Raw genomic sequence first — 16,046 nt, 5'->3', positions numbered from 1 at the left:
TAGCTAAGACCGTCCGTCGAAATGATCCAGAGCTAGCCGAAAATTTGAGCCCACCTTAATGAGATGCCCCGCAGATCGGGCAATCGGTGCGACGCGCCAGGGTGATCTTGCGGCTTTCGCCGTATAGCGCATCGTAGATCAACATCTCACCTCGCAATGCCTGCCCGGCGCCGGTGATCACCTTGATCGCCTCAACCGCCATCATCGAGCCGACCACACCCGGCAGTGGGCCGATTACTCCAGCTTCGGCGCAAGAAGGTGCAAGGCCGGCGGCAGGCGCTTCGGGGAAAATGCACTGATAGCACGGGCCGGTTGTGGCGGGATCGAACACACTCAGCTGCCCTTCCCATTGCGAAAGCGCCCCCGAGATCAGCGGTTTGCCCAACGCAACGGCCGTTCGGTTGGCTAGGTAGCGGGTATCGAAATTGTCAGTGCCGTCAAGGATCAAATCGAAATCAGCGAACAGATCTGTTGCAATCTCTTCGGTCAGACGGCGATGATAAGGCAAGACAATCACATTGGGATTCTGCGCCAACATAGACTGCTGGGCTGAAAACACCTTGGGCATACCGATATCAGCATCGCGGTGAATAACCTGCCGCTGCAGGTTCGCGTTCTCGACCTCGTCATCGTCGATTACGCCGATTGTTCCCACTCCGGCGGCAGCCAAATATTGCAGGGCGGGCGCGCCGAGCCCCCCCGCACCGATTACCAGCACGCGCGCCTGTTTCATTCGCTTTTGGCCGGGACCGCCCAGTTCACGCAGAACGATGTGGCGGGCATAGCGTTCAAGCTCGGTCTCGCTGAACTGTTCGGATGGCTTGGCGGGCTCCGACGTCTGGCCGGACGCGGCGCGATTTCGCAACGCCTTCAAACCCCGCCCATAAAGCAGCACCAGCACAGCCGCTCCAGCGAGGATCAGCCACATCGCTGCCGACCCACCGGTCGCCTGACGCAACGGGTTACCCTCGGGCAGCAGAAGTTGAGCAATAATCACGCCCGTCAAGAGCGCGCCAACAGAAACCAGCCGCGCGCTGCGCGACACCCCGGCAATATAGCCAACACCCCAAAGCCCGGCAGCAAGGATCAGAACCAGCAGCATCAGCCCCGCCCGGTTGAACCGAACCCGCCCGCGCCGCGATCAGTCTCGGTCAGAGCCTCAACGTCCTGGAACATGGCCTGCACCACCGGTGCGACGATCAGTTGCGCGATACGTTCGCCATGCGTAATCTCGAACGGTTCCTGACCCGCATTCATCACGATCACGCCCAATGGCCCGCGATAGTCGCTGTCGATTGTACCCGGAGTGTTGGGCAAGGTGATCCCGTGTTTCAAGGCAAGGCCCGATCGTGGACGCACCTGAACCTCGAACCCCTGCGGAATTTCGATCCTAAGGCCTGTCGGTATCAGCGCACGACGGCCCGGTTCCAGAATAATAGACGTACCATCCGGCAGATTGGCGCGCACATCCGCCCCGGCAGCACCCGCGGTTTCGTATGAAGGCAATGGCACCAACGGGTCAGCCCCCTCCTCTCGGATCACGCGAATTGCCACCATACCTGTACCTCTTGTCTTTATGGCTGCTATCTGGTCAACGCGCCAGCGATCTTGGCTGCCAACCGCTTTGCCACATCATCCTTGCCCATACGCGGCCATTCTTCGGCACCTTGCTCTGAGATCAGGATCACCGCATTCTCAGAACCGCCCATGATACCTGTCGCGGGACTGACATCATTCGCAACTATCCAGTCACAGCCCTTGCGGGCACGTTTGGCCGTAGCATGTTCGATCACGTTGTCTGTTTCGGCGGCAAAACCCACCACCAAAACGGGCCTGCCATTTCCCATTCGCGCGATGCGCTTCAAAATGTCAGGATTCTCGGCAAACTCTAGCGCGGGCACCCCGTCGCGGCTTTTCTTCAGCTTCCGGTCCGAGGCACTGGATACCCGCCAATCGGCCACTGCAGCTGCAAATACCCCCGCATCCACCGGAAGCGCTGCGTCGACCGCATCCGACATTTGCAGCGCGGTCTCTACACGCACGACCTTCACGCCGTCTGGAGGAGGCACGTCAGCCGGACCCGTGATAAATGTAACATCGGCCCCCAGCGCAGATAGCGCGCGTGCAACGGCTGTTCCCTGAGCGCCCGACGATCGGTTGGCGATGTATCGTACCGGATCAATTGGTTCATGTGTCGGACCCGATGTCACCAGAATACGTTTGCCAGCCAAAGGCCCATCCCCGAACTGCGCCTTGATCGCCGCGACAATTTCAAGTGGCTCCGACATGCGGCCCGGACCGTATTCACCGCAAGCCATATCGCCTTCGTTCGGGCCGACAAAACGCACGCCGTCTGCTTCCAGTTGCGCATGGTTGCGCCGGGTTGCGGGATGCTCCCACATGCGGACATTCATCGCAGGCGCACACAGAACCGGCGTATCGGTCGCCATCAAAAGGGTCGAGGCCAGATCATTAGCTAACCCGCCTGCCATCTTACCCATCAGATCGGCCGTTGCCGGAGCAACCACGATCAGATCAGCCGAACGGGAAAGCTGAATATGACCCATCTCAGCTTCATCGGTCAGATCAAAGATATCTCGATAGACCTTTTCACCGGCGAGGGCAGACACGGATAACGGAGTTACGAATTCTTCGGCAGCACGCGTCAAAACCGGCGTGACCGCCGCACCACGTTCCCGCAACCGCCGGATCAGGTCCAGCGACTTGTAGGCCGCAATCCCACCGCCGATAATCAGCAGAATACGTTTCGATGACAGCATGGCTCGCCCTTCCCGTCCCGGTCGGCCCTGACATTAGGCAACGCTGGCGGGCAGTTCCAGCAGTTAATTCTGCACCTCAAAGGCTTTGCAGGGGTCTTCTCGCTCGACTGTGGGGCTATCGATAACAGCATCAAAATCCCCGCTCACGACCCCATCTTCGGATTGTCCAAGTACAAAGACCTTCAAACCGGGGCGCAGTCGCGACAGAAAAGTCGGAATTCCGCGATCCTTACGGGCATGGCCATTGCCAGTGATGACCGCGACAGGCCCACCAGTTTCGTCGGTGGCGCGCAGAATGGCTCGGGTCAACACAGCGTCCCTCAGACGTTGAATGGCTACCATCTGCGGTAGAACTTCAGCGGGCAATGCGTCGCAATGTGCCGCCAGTTGATCAGCCTCGCGTGCGGCTTGATCTTCATCCGACAGAGGTACAGTCAATCCATATCTGGCCGCATCAGCCCCCAACGCTGTGGCCGCCCCGCGTTCCATAGCAGCGCGGGCCGCTTCACGCGGAACCATCGCGCCATACACCGGCACATCCGCGGCCTGAAAAATGGGGTAGTACATTCTGAGAGGCGGCCAACCGGATTCTGCCCAGCGCAGAATTCGGGACAGCTCCTCGGGATTGGTTGCCGCTTTTTGAGCCAACCGCTGAGCACCTTCTTCGGTCACCATCTCCCAGACAACCGCCGTGGGCGTGATTGCTTCAACTGCTTCGGCTTGGACCAGATGATGCTGAGGGTTGTCATGTATCTCGCCCAGAATGACGACATCCGCGGCCCGCATGTCGGCCAACACGTCCTGAGGGATAAATTCAGCAGCTCGAACCGTTTGAGGCAAAGTGGCGAGCAACACAAAAGCTGTAAGAATCGCAAGAGGTTTCATGCGAAGAAGTGTTGCACCTCGCGCGATTGCGCTTCAAGGTTCTTGCGCATCTTTGTGAACGCTGCCGCCTCGAGCTGGCGCACACGCTCTTTCGACAGGCCAAGCTCTTTCCCAAGACTTTCCAGCGTCCGGGCAGGCTCACGCAGTTTTCTTTCGCGAACGATAAACCGCTCGCGATCGTTCAAAGCTTGCATCGCCGCCACCAGCCATTCGCGCAGTTGCTGGTTGTCGTGGCTGTTCTCTACTACCTCGGCGGCTTGTTCGCTGTCATCTTCCAGCGCATCAATCCACTCGCGCCCGTCCTCATCTGCAGACTGCACCGCATTCAGCGAGAAATCGGACCCTGCCAGACGGCCTTCCATCATCTCGACATCACGCAGCGGGACTCCGATTTCGGCGGCAATCTTCTGATGCAACTGATGGCGATCCAGCTCCAGCCCCTCAGTCGCGGCTTCGCGCTCCAGACGCGCCTGTACCCGACGCATGTTGAAGAACAGCGATTTCTGGGAAGAGGTCGAACCAGTGCGCACCATCGACCAATTGCGCATCACGTAATCCTGAATGCTGGCCTTGATCCACCACACTGCATACGTTGAAAACCGCACACCCCGATCCGGATCGAACTTGTCGGCGGCTTTCATCAAGCCCAGTCCCGCCTCCTGAATCAGATCATTCATCGGCGCGCCGTAGCGTTTGAATTTCGCCGCCATTGATATCGCCAGCCGCATATAAGCTGTAATGAGGCGATGCAGCGCCTGCTCATCGCGTTCGTCGCGCCAGGCATAGGCCAGTTTCAATTCAGTCTCCGCATCCAGCAGCTCGGCCTTCATTGCCTGCCGGGACATCGAAAAATCATGTGCGTTGTCGAGTGCCATGCAATTCTCCCCTTTTATCACAGGCGATGGGCCGGGCTTGCCTTGCCGACTTGTGGTCGATACGCAGGACAAAACCGGGTGGATCACCAGAAAGGTAATAAAAGTGCATGCCGATTTAACCTTTATCCTAGGCGGCGCTGCATCCGGAAAATCTGCTTTTGCGGAGCAACTTGCTGTTTCAACTGGGAAAAGTCGCGTTTACCTTGCGACATCACAAGTGTTTGATGACGAGATGCGCCTAAAAATCAGGCAACATATTGCACAACGCGGCAGCGGGTGGACGACGATCGAAGCGCCATTTGATCTATCGCCGGAACTCGCCAAGCTGACAAATGATCAGATTTGCCTGATCGATTGTGCAACCATGTGGCTGACAAATCACCTGCTGGCAGAGAATAACCTAGAGGAAGCACAGGCCGGGCTGCTTGAGGCGATGAAGACCTGTACCGCCCAGATCGTCGTGGTATCAAACGAAGTCGGCCACGGGATCGTCCCCGACAACGCGCTTTCCCGCCGGTTTCGCGAGGCTCAGGGACGGCTGAACATCGCTCTGGCTGCGCAGGCAGATCGGGTGGTGCAGGTTACGGCCGGGCTGCCGCTGGTTCTCAAAGGGCAACCCCTATGACGCGCCTGCATTTGGTACGGCACGGCCCCACCCATGCTAAAACTATGGTAGGCTGGTCCGACCTTCCTGCCGACTTGAGTGATGAGGCCGCGATTGCACGGCTTGATGCGCATCTGCCTTCCAATGCCGTCGTAATCTCATCAGACTTGTCACGCGCCAGCGATACGGCCAGCGCCATTCAAGGCACGCGCCTCCGCCTTCCGCACCACCGCGATCTGCGCGAAATCAATTTCGGCAACTGGGAGATGCGCCCCTTCGCCGAGATCGAGGCGGAAGACCCCGAGCTTTGCTTTGCCTACTGGGATAATCCGGGCGAGGCCAGGCCTCCAAACGGGGAAAGCTGGAATGAGGTCCGCGCGCGTGTCGATAGGGTCGTCGACACCCTGATCGCGGCCCATACCGGATGTGACCTAATCCTAGTCGCCCATTTCGGAGTGATCCTGACTCAGGTCCAACGCGCTATGGACGTGGACGCCCAACACGCGTTTGGTCACCGCATCGACAACCTGTCCGTCACCGAGATCACGCGCCATAACGATGGTTGGACTGTAGGTCGGATTAATCACCGACCGTGATAAGGTTGCGCACAAATCTCTGATTTACCGACGCGTCTCTGTCCGACATCGTTGCCGTATGACATATGATCTCTTTATCGGTGACCGGTTGTTCTCGAGCTGGTCCATGCGCGGATGGCTGATGCTTGAGAAATTCGGCCTGCCATACCGCACCCACATGATTGGCCTTTATTCCGGCACAATGGCGGCGGATATGGAACCACTGGCCCCGGCGCGCCTTGTTCCTGCGCTGCGTCTTCCAGATGGAACCGTGATCGGCGAAAGCCTCGCGATGGCAGAGACATTGGCCGAACGCCACCCCGAAGCAGGGCTTTGGCCGTCAAACCCCGCCGCGCGCGCCACAGCCCGGTGGCTTTGTGCTGAAATGGTTGCCGGTTTCACAGCGCTGCGGGGGCAATGCCCCATGCAGTTGAAACATTGCTGGGAAGGGTTCAAACCTTCACCTGAAACGATGACTGATTTGCAGCGGATTGAAACCCTCTGGGCCCATGCACGGAAGGTCTCTGGCGCCGCGTCGGGCCCGCTGTTTGGTGCCTATTCTCTGGCTGATGTTTTCTACACGCCGGTCGCTGCGCGAATTGTCGGCTATGGCCTGCCCGTGTCCGAGGTCAATCGTGCATACTGCATGCACCTGCTCTCTGATATCGCAGTTCGGCAATGGCGCGCCATGGGCATGACGGTCGCGTATGAGCCCTTCCCGTATACGCAAGTCCTTCCCGCACACAGCTGGCCAATTGGCGGGGATTCAGGGGCATTGGCGGTCAGCAACGGCCCCTCGGTCAACACAGCCTGCCCCTATTCCGGCAAGCCTGTACAAGACTATCTGGAACTCGATGGCAAGATTTGGGGCTTTTGTAATCCGTTTTGCCGAGACAAGACCATTGCCGACCCTGAGGCGTGGCCAAAATTTACGGCGATGGTTGCTGACGTTAACGATTCTTAAACTGCAGCCATGGCAGCAACGTCCTGTTAACCAAGAACAGGATTGCCATGGTCGCCCGCGCCCACACCGTTGCCTTTCAAGGGGTCGATGCCCGCCCGGTCGAGGTGCAATGCGCCGTCTCACCGGGCCTTCCGGCCTTTTCCATCGTGGGATTGCCGGACAAGGCAGTCTCCGAAGCACGGGACCGTGTTCGTAGTGCGCTAAGTTCGATGGCGATCGCGCTGCCGTCGAAACGGATCACGATTAACCTTTCGCCTGCCGATCTGCCCAAAGAGGGCAGCCATTTCGACCTGCCTATCGCCGTCGCTTTGTTGACTGCGTTGGAAATCATTCCAGCGGATGCTGCTGAGGGCGCTGTCGCGTTGGGCGAGTTGTCTTTGGATGGTTCTCTGGTACCCGTCGTCGGCGCGCTGCCCGCTGCCATGACTGCAGCCGCCGATGATCGCAGCTTGCTTTGTCCCAGCGCCTCTAGCGCCGAAGCCGCGTGGGTTGACGCCACTCAGGTGATCGGAGCGGGCTCGCTTGGGGATGTGGTGCGGCACTTTACCGGTCAGTCTGCGCTGCCCGCTGCGACACCGGGCGAAGTGAAACTATCACCCAATGCACGGGACCTGCGGGACGTGAAGGGGCAAGAGCGCGCCAAACGCGCCTTGGAAATCGCCGCCGCCGGGCGGCATCATTTGATCATGATCGGGACACCGGGTTCCGGCAAATCCATGCTGGCGGCGCGTCTGCCGAGTATTTTGCCGCCTCTGAGCCCGGTCGAAGCTTTAGAGACATCGATGATCCAGTCGCTTTGCGGCTTACTGGACGAAGGTGGCATCAGCCGCGCCAGACCGTTTCGCGAGCCGCACCATACCGCTTCGATGGCCGCGATCGTGGGCGGTGGCAAAGGCGCGAAACCCGGAGAGATATCATTGGCGCATAACGGCGTCCTGTTCATGGACGAATTCCCCGAATTTCCGCGTACCGTTTTGGAAACCCTGCGCCAACCTATTGAAACCGGCGAGGTAATGGTCGCCCGCGCCAACGCCCATGTGAAATACCCATGCCGCTTTATGCTGGTAGCCGCCGCGAACCCGTGTAAATGCGGATACCTTACGGACCCGTCCCGCGCCTGTTCACGCGCGCCGGTCTGTGGTGAGGATTACTTGGGGCGTATCTCAGGGCCGTTGATGGACCGGTTCGATTTGCGCATCGAAGTCCCTCCGGTCGGATTTACCGATCTCGACCTGCCGCCTACCGGCGACAGCTCTGCGACCGTCGCAGAGCGGGTTGAAGCGGCGCGCGCCATACAAGCAGATCGCTTTCGCGACACGCCAAATACCCGTCAAAACGCAGATGTCGAAGGCAATGTGCTGGAAGAAATCGCCGCCCCTGATGCCCAGGGCAAAGAACTATTACTGAAAGCCGCGGAACGCTTTGGCCTGTCGGCCCGCGCCTTTCACCGCATCCTACGCGTGGCCCGCACCATTGCCGATCTCGAAGGTGAGCCGGATGTGCGCCGCCCCCATGTCGCCGAGGCGCTGAGCTTTCGCATCAGCGCCAAAGCAGGAGCTTAAAGTTTCGCCTCAATCGCTTGCCAGATTTTCTCGGCGATGTTCACGCTATTGAACCGCTCAAGCTCCTGAATACCAGTGGGTGAGGTCACGTTGATCTCGGTCAGGTAGTCGCCAATTACATCGATCCCCACAAAGATCTGACCACGTTCCTTCAATAACGGTCCGATCGCAGCGCAGATTTCCATATCTCGCTCGGACAGGCCGATTTTCTCGGGGCGCCCGCCCACATGCATGTTCGAGCGGGTCTCGCCCTCAGCCGGAACCCGGTTGATGGCGCCCACTGGCTCCCCATCGACAAGTATGACCCGCTTGTCGCCATTGCGCACATCGGGCAGGAATTTCTGCGCGATCAGAGGCTCACGAGAAAAGCCGGTGAACAGCTCATGTAGCGATGTCAGGTTGCGGTCATTCGCATCAAGACGGAATACGCCAGCACCTCCGTTGCCGTAAAGCGGCTTGAGGATGATATCGCCATGCTTTTCCTTGAACGCCTTGATGGTTCGCAAATCCCGCGCAATCGTGGTGGGCGGAGTCAGTTCAGGGAAATCCAGAACCAGCAGCTTTTCGGGATAGTTTCGCACCCAAAACGGATCGTTAACCACCAGGGCCTGCCCCTTTAGCCGGTCAAGCAAATGGGTCGAGGTGATGTAGTGCATGTCAAACGGGGGGTCTTGGCGCAGCCAGACGACATCAAATTCAGCAAGGTCCACTTCACGCTCAGGGCCCAACACTGCCGGGTTGCCAGCGACTCGTTGCACCGTCATGTCATGGCCGCGCGCCGTGATCTTGCCTTCCTGGTAAGCCAGTTGATCCGGGCCATAAAAAAACAGCTGGTGGCCGCGCACCTGAGCCTCTTCTGCCAGACGGAAAGAGCTGTCGGCGTTGATATCCACGGCCCCGATTGGGTCCATCTGAAAGGCGATCTTCATGGTGTATCCCTCAATTCCACGCTCGATACATGGCGCAGAGGCTTGACGGGTTCAATGGGGGTCAGTCCAAACCAAAGGCGTTTTCGATGATTTGAACAGTTCCAGTGTCATCAACCAGTGCCGCATCAAACCGAGTATTCGTCAGCTGACCAGCAGGCTCCTGTTCAAGAAACTGGGCAGCGGATGCGCAAATTCGATCCATCTGTCGGCGACTAATCCGAGCGGCTGCACGGTCAAAACTACGGCTTTTCTTAACCTCAATGAAGACCAACCCATCTGCGTTGCGCGCGATCAGATCTATTTCACCGCCAGCACCGCACCACCTGCGTCTTGCGATTGAATAACCCCGTCGCACGTATTCGGCGGCCACGCAAAGTTCGGCGGATTGTCCAGCGTGATAAGATACAGAACCCCGAACGGATCTCTGTGCCATATCATCCCTTTCCCAGCTTCAGAGCCATCTGATAGATCGGACGGCGCGGCAGGCTGAACATCTCTGACACCAGATCTGCCGCATCACGCACCGAATGCGTTTGCAATGCTTTTATCAATGCCTCTTCTACGTCAGAGTCCTTAACAGATTGCGAATGGGCGCGATCCACAAGCAGAACCACCTCGCCCTTAACCGATAAGCCCTCGTACTCTGTTGCCAGATCAGCGAGCGTCCCTCGGCGAGTTTCTTCAAACTTTTTGGTGAGTTCACGGCACAGGGCCGCCTGTCGGTCTCCACCCAAAATATCCGCGAGATCAGAGAGGCAGGCAGCCACGCGCTTCGGCGATTCATAGAAGACAAGCGTTCCGGGGACGCTGCGCAGGGATTCGATTCGTGAACGCCGTGCGCCAGAGGCATTGGGCAAGAACCCGGCAAAGAAAAATGCATCCGTGGGAAGCCCCGCCAATGTCAGCGCCGTCAAAACAGCAGACGGTCCCGGAGCACATGTCACGTTGTGCCCAGCCTCAGCCGCCTGACGGCCCAAATCATAGCCGGGATCGGCGATCAGCGGCATTCCCGCCTCGGACGCGTAAGCCACCGATTGCCCTTGTTCCAGCGCCTCAAGTATTTTGCCCCGCGCGCCCGCGCCGCTGTGATCGTGATAGGCCAATATACGGCGCCCTTCGAGCGGCACGCCATGGATTTCCATCAAACGTCGCAAGCTGCGTGTATCTTCGGCAGCAATCATGTCCGCCGAGGCCAAAACATCGAGCGCCCTGAGCGTAATATCGCGTGCCGTCCCGATTGGGGTGGCAATAAAGTACAGCCCAGCGGCCAATCTGATCTTTTGGAAATTCAAAGCTGGACCCTCACAGCGTGACGTTTATTATCGCGGTTCAATAGACCAAGGTGCCCTCAGACGCCGGATCAGGGAGTTTTCTTTTAGATGTTTACCGTTTGCAAGCCCGCGCGCAAACTGGCGAAATCCGCCATAGTACTGGCCACGGCCGCTTTTCTGGCCGCCTGTGAAGTCGGCGGCATCAGCGGAGGCCCCTCGATCGACACCTCTGACCCGGTTCCGGTGGCCCTGTTGGTCCCAAGCGGATCACCTCAGTCTGGCGATGCGGCCCTTGCCCGTAGCCTTGAGAACGCAGCGCGGCTGGCTATAGCGGATTTGCCGAACGTCAAGATTGATCTGCGCGTCTACGACACGGCCGGCAATGCCGGAACGGCCTCGGCGGTTGCACAGCAAGCTGTAGCGGACGGGGCCAAGATCATTCTTGGGCCAGTGTACGCACAAGCCGCAAACGCGGCAGGACTTGCGGTGCTAAACAACAATGTGAACGTGCTGTCCTTCTCGAACAACACCAGCATTGCGGGCGGCAATGTCTATGTGCTTGGCCCCACTTTCCAGAACACGGCCAACAGGCTGGTGAACTACGCCGGGCAGCAGGGTAAAAACAGTACTGTCATTGTGCACAGCAATGACTCAGCGGGCCAGCTAGGCCAGTCTGCCATCGCTGCCGCGCTCAGCAACAGCCGCGTCAACAATGCGGGCACAGTTGGATATGACCGGTCTCAGCAGGGCGTGATCGATTCTGTTTCGGCGATTAAAGCAACGGTCGATTCGACCGGCGCAGATTCGATTTTCCTGACCGCGACAACCGCAGGCGCGCTGCCGCTTTACAGCCAGTTGTTGCCCGAGGCTGGTGTGTCTCCTGCGACAACTCAGTATATCGGCCTGACACGTTGGGACATTCCAGCTCAAACGCTGGAATTGCCTGGCGTACAAGGTGGCTGGTTCGCACTTCCCGATCCGGCAAAGGCACAGGCGTATCGCCAGCGTTACAACAACACCTACGGTGAGGCACCACACCCGATCAGCGGGCTTGCCTATGACGGAATCGCTGCGATCGGAGCCTTGGTTAGCCAGGGCAAATCGAACGCGTTGACAGGTGCAGCATTAACCCAGAACGCCGGTTTTCAGGGTGTCGGCGGTATTTTCCGCCTGCAGCCGAACGGTACGAACGAACGCGGTCTGGCTGTTGCCACGATCCAGAACAAACAGGTGGTTGTGATTGACCCTGCCCCACAAAGCTTCTCTGGCGCCGGATTCTAATCGACCGGCGCAGGGCTCTGCGCCCGATGTCAATCTGATCTGCGCGGCTGACGAGATTTTTAACAACGCCGAGGTCAATGCCAACCTGTCCGCCGCTGTTGAAAACAGTTCGGACAACGCAGCCTTGCGCGCCGAGACGGTGCGCATACTGCGAGAGGCGCAAAAGACAGGCCGCAAGGCGATTGCGGACGCCTTTGCCGAGCGCCCATTTGATGCACTGCCGCTGACGCATTCCTATACCTATCTGACGGACCAGATGGTCGGCACAGCGATGCGCATCGCCAGCGAGCATCTGCATCCGCTGGCAAATCCCACGCAAGGCGAGAAAATCGCCGTGCTGGCAGTGGGAGGTTATGGCCGGGGCGAGATGGCCCCGTCATCCGATGTAGATCTGCTTTTTCTGACGCCGTACAAAATCACCGCCTGGGCCGAGAGCGTGATCGAATCCATGCTCTATATTCTCTGGGATCTGCGGCTGAAGGTCGGTCACTCTTCACGCACGATCAAAGATTGCCTGCGTCTGGGGGCCGATGACTTCACCATCCGTACCGCCATGCTGGAACAACGGTATCTCGTCGGGGATCAGCCCCTTGCGCAAGAACTTGAAGCGCGCCTGAAGATCGATCTTTTCAAAGGCACCGAGCGGGAATTTATCGAAGCCAAGCTGAAAGAGCGCGATGAGCGGCACCTGAAGCAGGGTGAACGCTATATGGTCGAACCCAATGTCAAAGAGGGCAAGGGCGGCTTGCGCGACCTGCAATCGCTCTACTGGATCGCAAAATATATCTATGGCGTAACGGATGTGGCCGAACTGGTCCCTATGGGCCTCTTTACGCCCGAAGAGTTTGACGAGTTCGCGCAAGCCGAAGAATTCCTCTGGGCCGTCAGGTCTCATTTGCATCTGGTGACAGGCCGCGCGACGGAACAACTGACCTTCGATCTGCAGGTCGAGGTGGCCGATCGTATGGGATATCAAGACCGCGCCGGTCGGCGCGCCGTCGAGGTGTTCATGCAACGCTATTTCCGCGAAGCCACCCGTGTGGGCGAATTGACACGGATTTTCCTGACCAAACTGGAAGCCTCGCACATGAAGGGCGCGGCCTTGCTGGAACGTATTTTCCGCCGTCGCCCCCGCGTCAAGGCCGGTTACCGCGTGGTCCATGGCCGTCTGGATATCGCGGACCCTGACACGTTCCTGTCAGACAAGGTCAACCTGTTACGGTTGTTCGAAGAGGGTTTGCGCACGGGAATGCTGATCCATCCCGACGCAATGCGGTTGGTAACGGCCAACCTGAACCTGATCGACGATGAGATGCGCAACGACAAAGAGGCGCGGCGCATCTTTCTTGATCTGATGCTGAAACACGGCAACCCCGAACGTGCCCTGCGACGAATGAACGAGTTGGGGGTTCTGTCAGCCTTTTTGCCCGAGTTTGAGCACATCGTGGCGATGATGCAGTTCAATATGTATCACAGCTATACGGTGGACGAGCATACGATCCAGTGCATCGTCAATTTGGCGCAGATCGAGCGAGGAGAGTTAATCGAGGAACTGCCCTTGGCGTCATCCATCCTGGAGGGTGGTGTTAGCCGAAAGGTTCTATACGTGGCTCTGTTGCTGCACGACATCGGCAAAGGACGCCCCGAAGATCATTCGATTCTGGGTGCGCAAATCGCGCGCAAAGTGGCACCACGATTAGGGCTGAGCAAGGCGGATTCTGAAACCGTCGAATGGCTTGTACGCTATCACTTGCTGATGTCCGATATGGCGCAAAAACGCGACATCTCAGACCCGCGCACAATCCGCGATTTCGCGAAAGCTGTTGCAACCGTCAAACGGCTGGACTTGCTGACGGTGCTGACAGTCTGTGACATCCGCGGTGTCGGACCAACGACCTGGAACAACTGGAAGGCTACATTGCTGCGCGCTTTGCATGCTGACACCAAACACGCACTGGAATCCGGGATGGAGGCGCTTAACCGAGCCAATCGTGGAGATGGTGCGAAAAAGCAGTTGCGGGCCGAATTGGAAAACTGGTCCAAATCTGACCTGAAAACCGAAACCGGGCGGCATTATGATCCATATTGGCAGGGATTGAACCTTTCGACACATGTCGAATTCGCGGAAATGTTGAAATCGCTGGAGGACAGCGGCGATCCTGGTGACGTAGAAATCCGTCTGCATCCGGATGAGGATCGCGACGCCACCCGCGCGTGTTTTGCCATGGGTGATCATCCGGGTATTTTTTCTCGCATTGCGGGGGCACTTGCCCTTGTCGGAGCCAATGTGGTTGATGCCCGCAGCTATACGACGAAAGACGGGTATGTAACTGATGCGTTCTGGGTTCAGGACGCCGAGGGCCATCCCTTCGAGGCCACGCGCCTGCCTCGGCTGGCCCAGATGATTCACAAGACACTCAGGGGTGAGGTGGTCGCACGGGACGCATTGAAATCCCGCGACAAGATCAAGAAGCGCGAACGCGCCTTCAACGTCCCGACCCATATCACCTTCGACAACGAAGGTTCAGAGATTTACACGATCATCGAAGTCGACACCCGCGACCGGCCCGGACTGCTATATGATTTGACGCGCACGATGGCAGCCGCCAATGTCTATATCGCGAACGCGGTGATCGCCACCTATGGCGAACAGGTGGTCGACACGTTCTATGTCAAGGATATGTTCGGCCTGAAATACCACTCTGAGGCCAAGCAACGCGGGTTGGAAGCCAAGCTGCGCGCGGCCATCACCGAAGGTGCCGAGCGGGCCGCATCATGAAGCCGATCCGCCTGATTTCGGGCTTTTTCACCGTTGGGTTCTGGACCTTGGCAAGCCGCATTCTGGGCTTCTTGCGGGAAATCCTGCTGACCGCTTATATCGGGCCCGGACCGGTGATGGACGCTTTCGTCGCAGCCTTCCGACTACCCAATATGTTCCGCCGCTTCTTTGCCGAGGGCGCATTCAACGCAGCCTTTGTTCCAATGTTTTCAAAACGCCTTGAAGGCGGTGAAGACGCCGAAGGTTTCGCACAGGATGCGTTTAACCTGTTGGCAGTGGCGGTGCTCGCGCTAGTCGGTCTGGCGATGGTCTTCATGCCCGCGTTGGTTTGGATAACCGCCGAAGGATTCTATGGTGATGAACGCTTCGATCTGGCGGTGGATTATGGTTACGTCGTGTTCCCCTACATCCTGTTTATGTCCCTCGCTGCGCTGTTTTCCGGAGTATTGAACGCTACCGGGCGCTTCGCCGCTGCAGCCGCCGCTCCTGTGCTGCTGAACATATTCGCCTGCTCCGCGTTAATCTTTGGCGCGATATCTGGTGGAGAAATCATACGCTTGCTCATCGCGGTCATCCCAGTCGCAGGCATCGCGCAATTAGCGCTTGTCTGGATTGCGACTGAACGCGCGGGAATTCGCATTCGGCCCGGTTGGCCAAAGCTCAGCCCGGAAATGCGCCGCATGGTGCGGATCGCGGTTCCTGCGGCGTTGGCCATGGGCGTAACGCAAGTCAATCTTGTGGTCGGACAGCTTGTGGCATCAAAAACCGAAAAGGCAGTCAGTTGGCTGTTTGCCGCAGATCGTTTGTATCAACTGCCGCTCGGAGTGGTTGGCATCGCCGTCGGCATCGTGCTGTTACCCGACCTGTCACGCCGCCTGCGTGCAGACGACAAAGATGGAGCACGCAATGCCTTTTCACGGGCCGGAGAGTTTACTCTGCTGCTGACCTTGCCTTCGACAGTCGCCTTTATGATCATCCCCGGCCCGTTGGTCTCGGTCCTGTTCCAACGTGGCCAGTTCAGCGCCGAAGATACAGCGGCGACCGCCTTGGCCGTGGCCATCTATGGTATCGGGCTGCCCGCATTCATGCTGCAGAAGCTGCTGCAACCGTTGTTCTTCGCCCGCGAGGATACCAAATCACCGTTTCGATACGCTGTGGTTGCGATGGTGGTGAATGCCGGGCTTGCCTTTGGGCTTTATCCCATTTTCGGGTGGATTGCGCCCGCAATCGCAGCGTCGACTGCTGGCTGGGCCATGGTTGCGCTGCTTGCAATCGGCGCGCGCAGAATGGGCGACGAAGCCCGATTTGATGACCGGTTCAAACAGCGGATCTGGCGGGTCGTGGCGGCATCGGCTGGCATGGGGGTGGTGTTGTTTACGGCCATTAACCTCTTCGGCTCGACGTTCGGCGTACCAGGCTGGCGTTACCTTGCGCTGATCGTGCTCATTGTAACTGCGGCGGTGGCCTACTTCCTATTGGGGCACCTCTTGGGGGCCTTCAGGATTTCGGAATTCCGAACAGCGCTGCGCCGTAGCTAAGGC

General features: G+C 58.3%; 15 protein-coding genes. 7 read left to right on the top strand and 8 right to left on the bottom strand.

Going from position 1 to position 16,046, the window contains the following annotated elements; all coding sequences use genetic code 11:
* Window positions 1-55: 55 nt before the first annotated feature.
* From ACR0DK_RS15650 to ACR0DK_RS15630, 5 genes are all read right to left on the bottom strand, one after another.
* The gene (locus ACR0DK_RS15650) at window positions 56-1,102 is read right to left on the bottom strand and encodes a HesA/MoeB/ThiF family protein (RefSeq protein WP_223117562.1); all 1,047 of its coding nucleotides are present in this window, start codon (window positions 1,100-1,102) and stop codon (window positions 56-58) included.
* Complete coding sequence (gene dut, locus ACR0DK_RS15645) at window positions 1,102-1,557, bottom strand: dUTP diphosphatase (protein ID WP_480736977.1); 456 nt, start codon at window positions 1,555-1,557, stop codon at window positions 1,102-1,104. The genes ACR0DK_RS15650 and dut overlap by 1 nt, the downstream gene beginning before the upstream one ends.
* Window positions 1,558-1,583: 26 nt before the next feature.
* On the bottom strand, window positions 1,584-2,780 hold the full coding sequence (gene coaBC / locus ACR0DK_RS15640; protein ID WP_480736975.1) for a bifunctional phosphopantothenoylcysteine decarboxylase/phosphopantothenate--cysteine ligase CoaBC: 1,197 nt from the start codon (window positions 2,778-2,780) through the stop codon (window positions 1,584-1,586).
* A gap of 63 nt (window positions 2,781-2,843) precedes the next feature.
* Window positions 2,844-3,665, bottom strand: coding sequence for a ChaN family lipoprotein (locus ACR0DK_RS15635; RefSeq protein ID WP_170395880.1), 822 nt, complete (start codon window positions 3,663-3,665; stop codon window positions 2,844-2,846).
* Window positions 3,662-4,540, bottom strand: coding sequence for an RNA polymerase factor sigma-32 (locus tag ACR0DK_RS15630; protein ID WP_170423772.1), 879 nt, complete (start codon window positions 4,538-4,540; stop codon window positions 3,662-3,664). The genes ACR0DK_RS15635 and ACR0DK_RS15630 overlap by 4 nt, the downstream gene beginning before the upstream one ends.
* Before the next feature lie 103 nt (window positions 4,541-4,643).
* Between ACR0DK_RS15630 and cobU the strand changes: the two genes are divergently transcribed.
* From cobU to ACR0DK_RS15610, 4 genes are read left to right on the top strand one after another with little or no spacing between them, the layout of a single operon-like run.
* The gene (cobU, locus tag ACR0DK_RS15625) at window positions 4,644-5,165 is read left to right on the top strand and encodes a bifunctional adenosylcobinamide kinase/adenosylcobinamide-phosphate guanylyltransferase (protein ID WP_223118247.1); all 522 of its coding nucleotides are present in this window, start codon (window positions 4,644-4,646) and stop codon (window positions 5,163-5,165) included.
* Window positions 5,162-5,740, top strand: coding sequence for a histidine phosphatase family protein (locus tag ACR0DK_RS15620; protein ID WP_480736972.1), 579 nt, complete (start codon window positions 5,162-5,164; stop codon window positions 5,738-5,740). The genes cobU and ACR0DK_RS15620 overlap by 4 nt, the downstream gene beginning before the upstream one ends.
* A 58-nt stretch (window positions 5,741-5,798) precedes the next feature.
* The gene (locus tag ACR0DK_RS15615; RefSeq protein WP_480736970.1) at window positions 5,799-6,683 is read left to right on the top strand and encodes a glutathione S-transferase N-terminal domain-containing protein; all 885 of its coding nucleotides are present in this window, start codon (window positions 5,799-5,801) and stop codon (window positions 6,681-6,683) included.
* 47 nt (window positions 6,684-6,730) lie between these two features.
* Window positions 6,731-8,245 (top strand): YifB family Mg chelatase-like AAA ATPase, encoded by a 1,515-nt coding sequence (locus ACR0DK_RS15610; RefSeq protein ID WP_170513000.1) that lies wholly within the window; start codon window positions 6,731-6,733, stop codon window positions 8,243-8,245.
* Here the strand turns inward: ACR0DK_RS15610 and gshB are convergent.
* The 3 genes from gshB to rsmI form a co-directional block, all read right to left on the bottom strand.
* Window positions 8,242-9,174, bottom strand: coding sequence for a glutathione synthase (gene gshB / locus ACR0DK_RS15605; RefSeq protein ID WP_480707143.1), 933 nt, complete (start codon window positions 9,172-9,174; stop codon window positions 8,242-8,244). The genes ACR0DK_RS15610 and gshB overlap by 4 nt on opposite strands.
* A 61-nt stretch (window positions 9,175-9,235) precedes the next feature.
* Entirely contained in the window at window positions 9,236-9,607 is a 372-nt protein-coding gene (locus ACR0DK_RS15600) for a YraN family protein (protein ID WP_223117558.1), read from the bottom strand.
* Between the two features lies 1 nt (window position 9,608).
* A complete protein-coding gene (rsmI, locus tag ACR0DK_RS15595; RefSeq protein ID WP_170395867.1) occupies window positions 9,609-10,466 on the bottom strand; it encodes a 16S rRNA (cytidine(1402)-2'-O)-methyltransferase in 858 nt (285 codons plus the stop codon).
* Window positions 10,467-10,553: 87 nt separating this feature from the next.
* On the opposite strand from rsmI, the gene ACR0DK_RS15590 reads away from it, so the two are divergent.
* The 3 genes from ACR0DK_RS15590 to murJ are packed head-to-tail and all read left to right on the top strand — an operon-like array spanning window position 10,554 to window position 16,043.
* Window positions 10,554-11,726 (top strand): penicillin-binding protein activator, encoded by a 1,173-nt coding sequence (locus tag ACR0DK_RS15590; RefSeq protein WP_480736965.1) that lies wholly within the window; start codon window positions 10,554-10,556, stop codon window positions 11,724-11,726.
* Window positions 11,686-14,505: a [protein-PII] uridylyltransferase gene (locus ACR0DK_RS15585; protein ID WP_480736964.1), complete on the top strand. Its 2,820-nt coding sequence runs from the start codon at window positions 11,686-11,688 to the stop codon at window positions 14,503-14,505. Before ACR0DK_RS15590 ends, ACR0DK_RS15585 begins: the two co-directional genes overlap by 41 nt.
* Complete coding sequence (gene murJ / locus ACR0DK_RS15580; RefSeq protein WP_480736962.1) at window positions 14,502-16,043, top strand: murein biosynthesis integral membrane protein MurJ; 1,542 nt, start codon at window positions 14,502-14,504, stop codon at window positions 16,041-16,043. Before ACR0DK_RS15585 ends, murJ begins: the two co-directional genes overlap by 4 nt.
* The last annotated feature ends 3 nt before the right edge of the window (window positions 16,044-16,046 follow it).

The sequence above is a fragment of the Ruegeria sp. CE6 genome (genome assembly GCF_056537485.1).
This window is presented reverse-complemented; position numbering and strand designations above follow the sequence as displayed.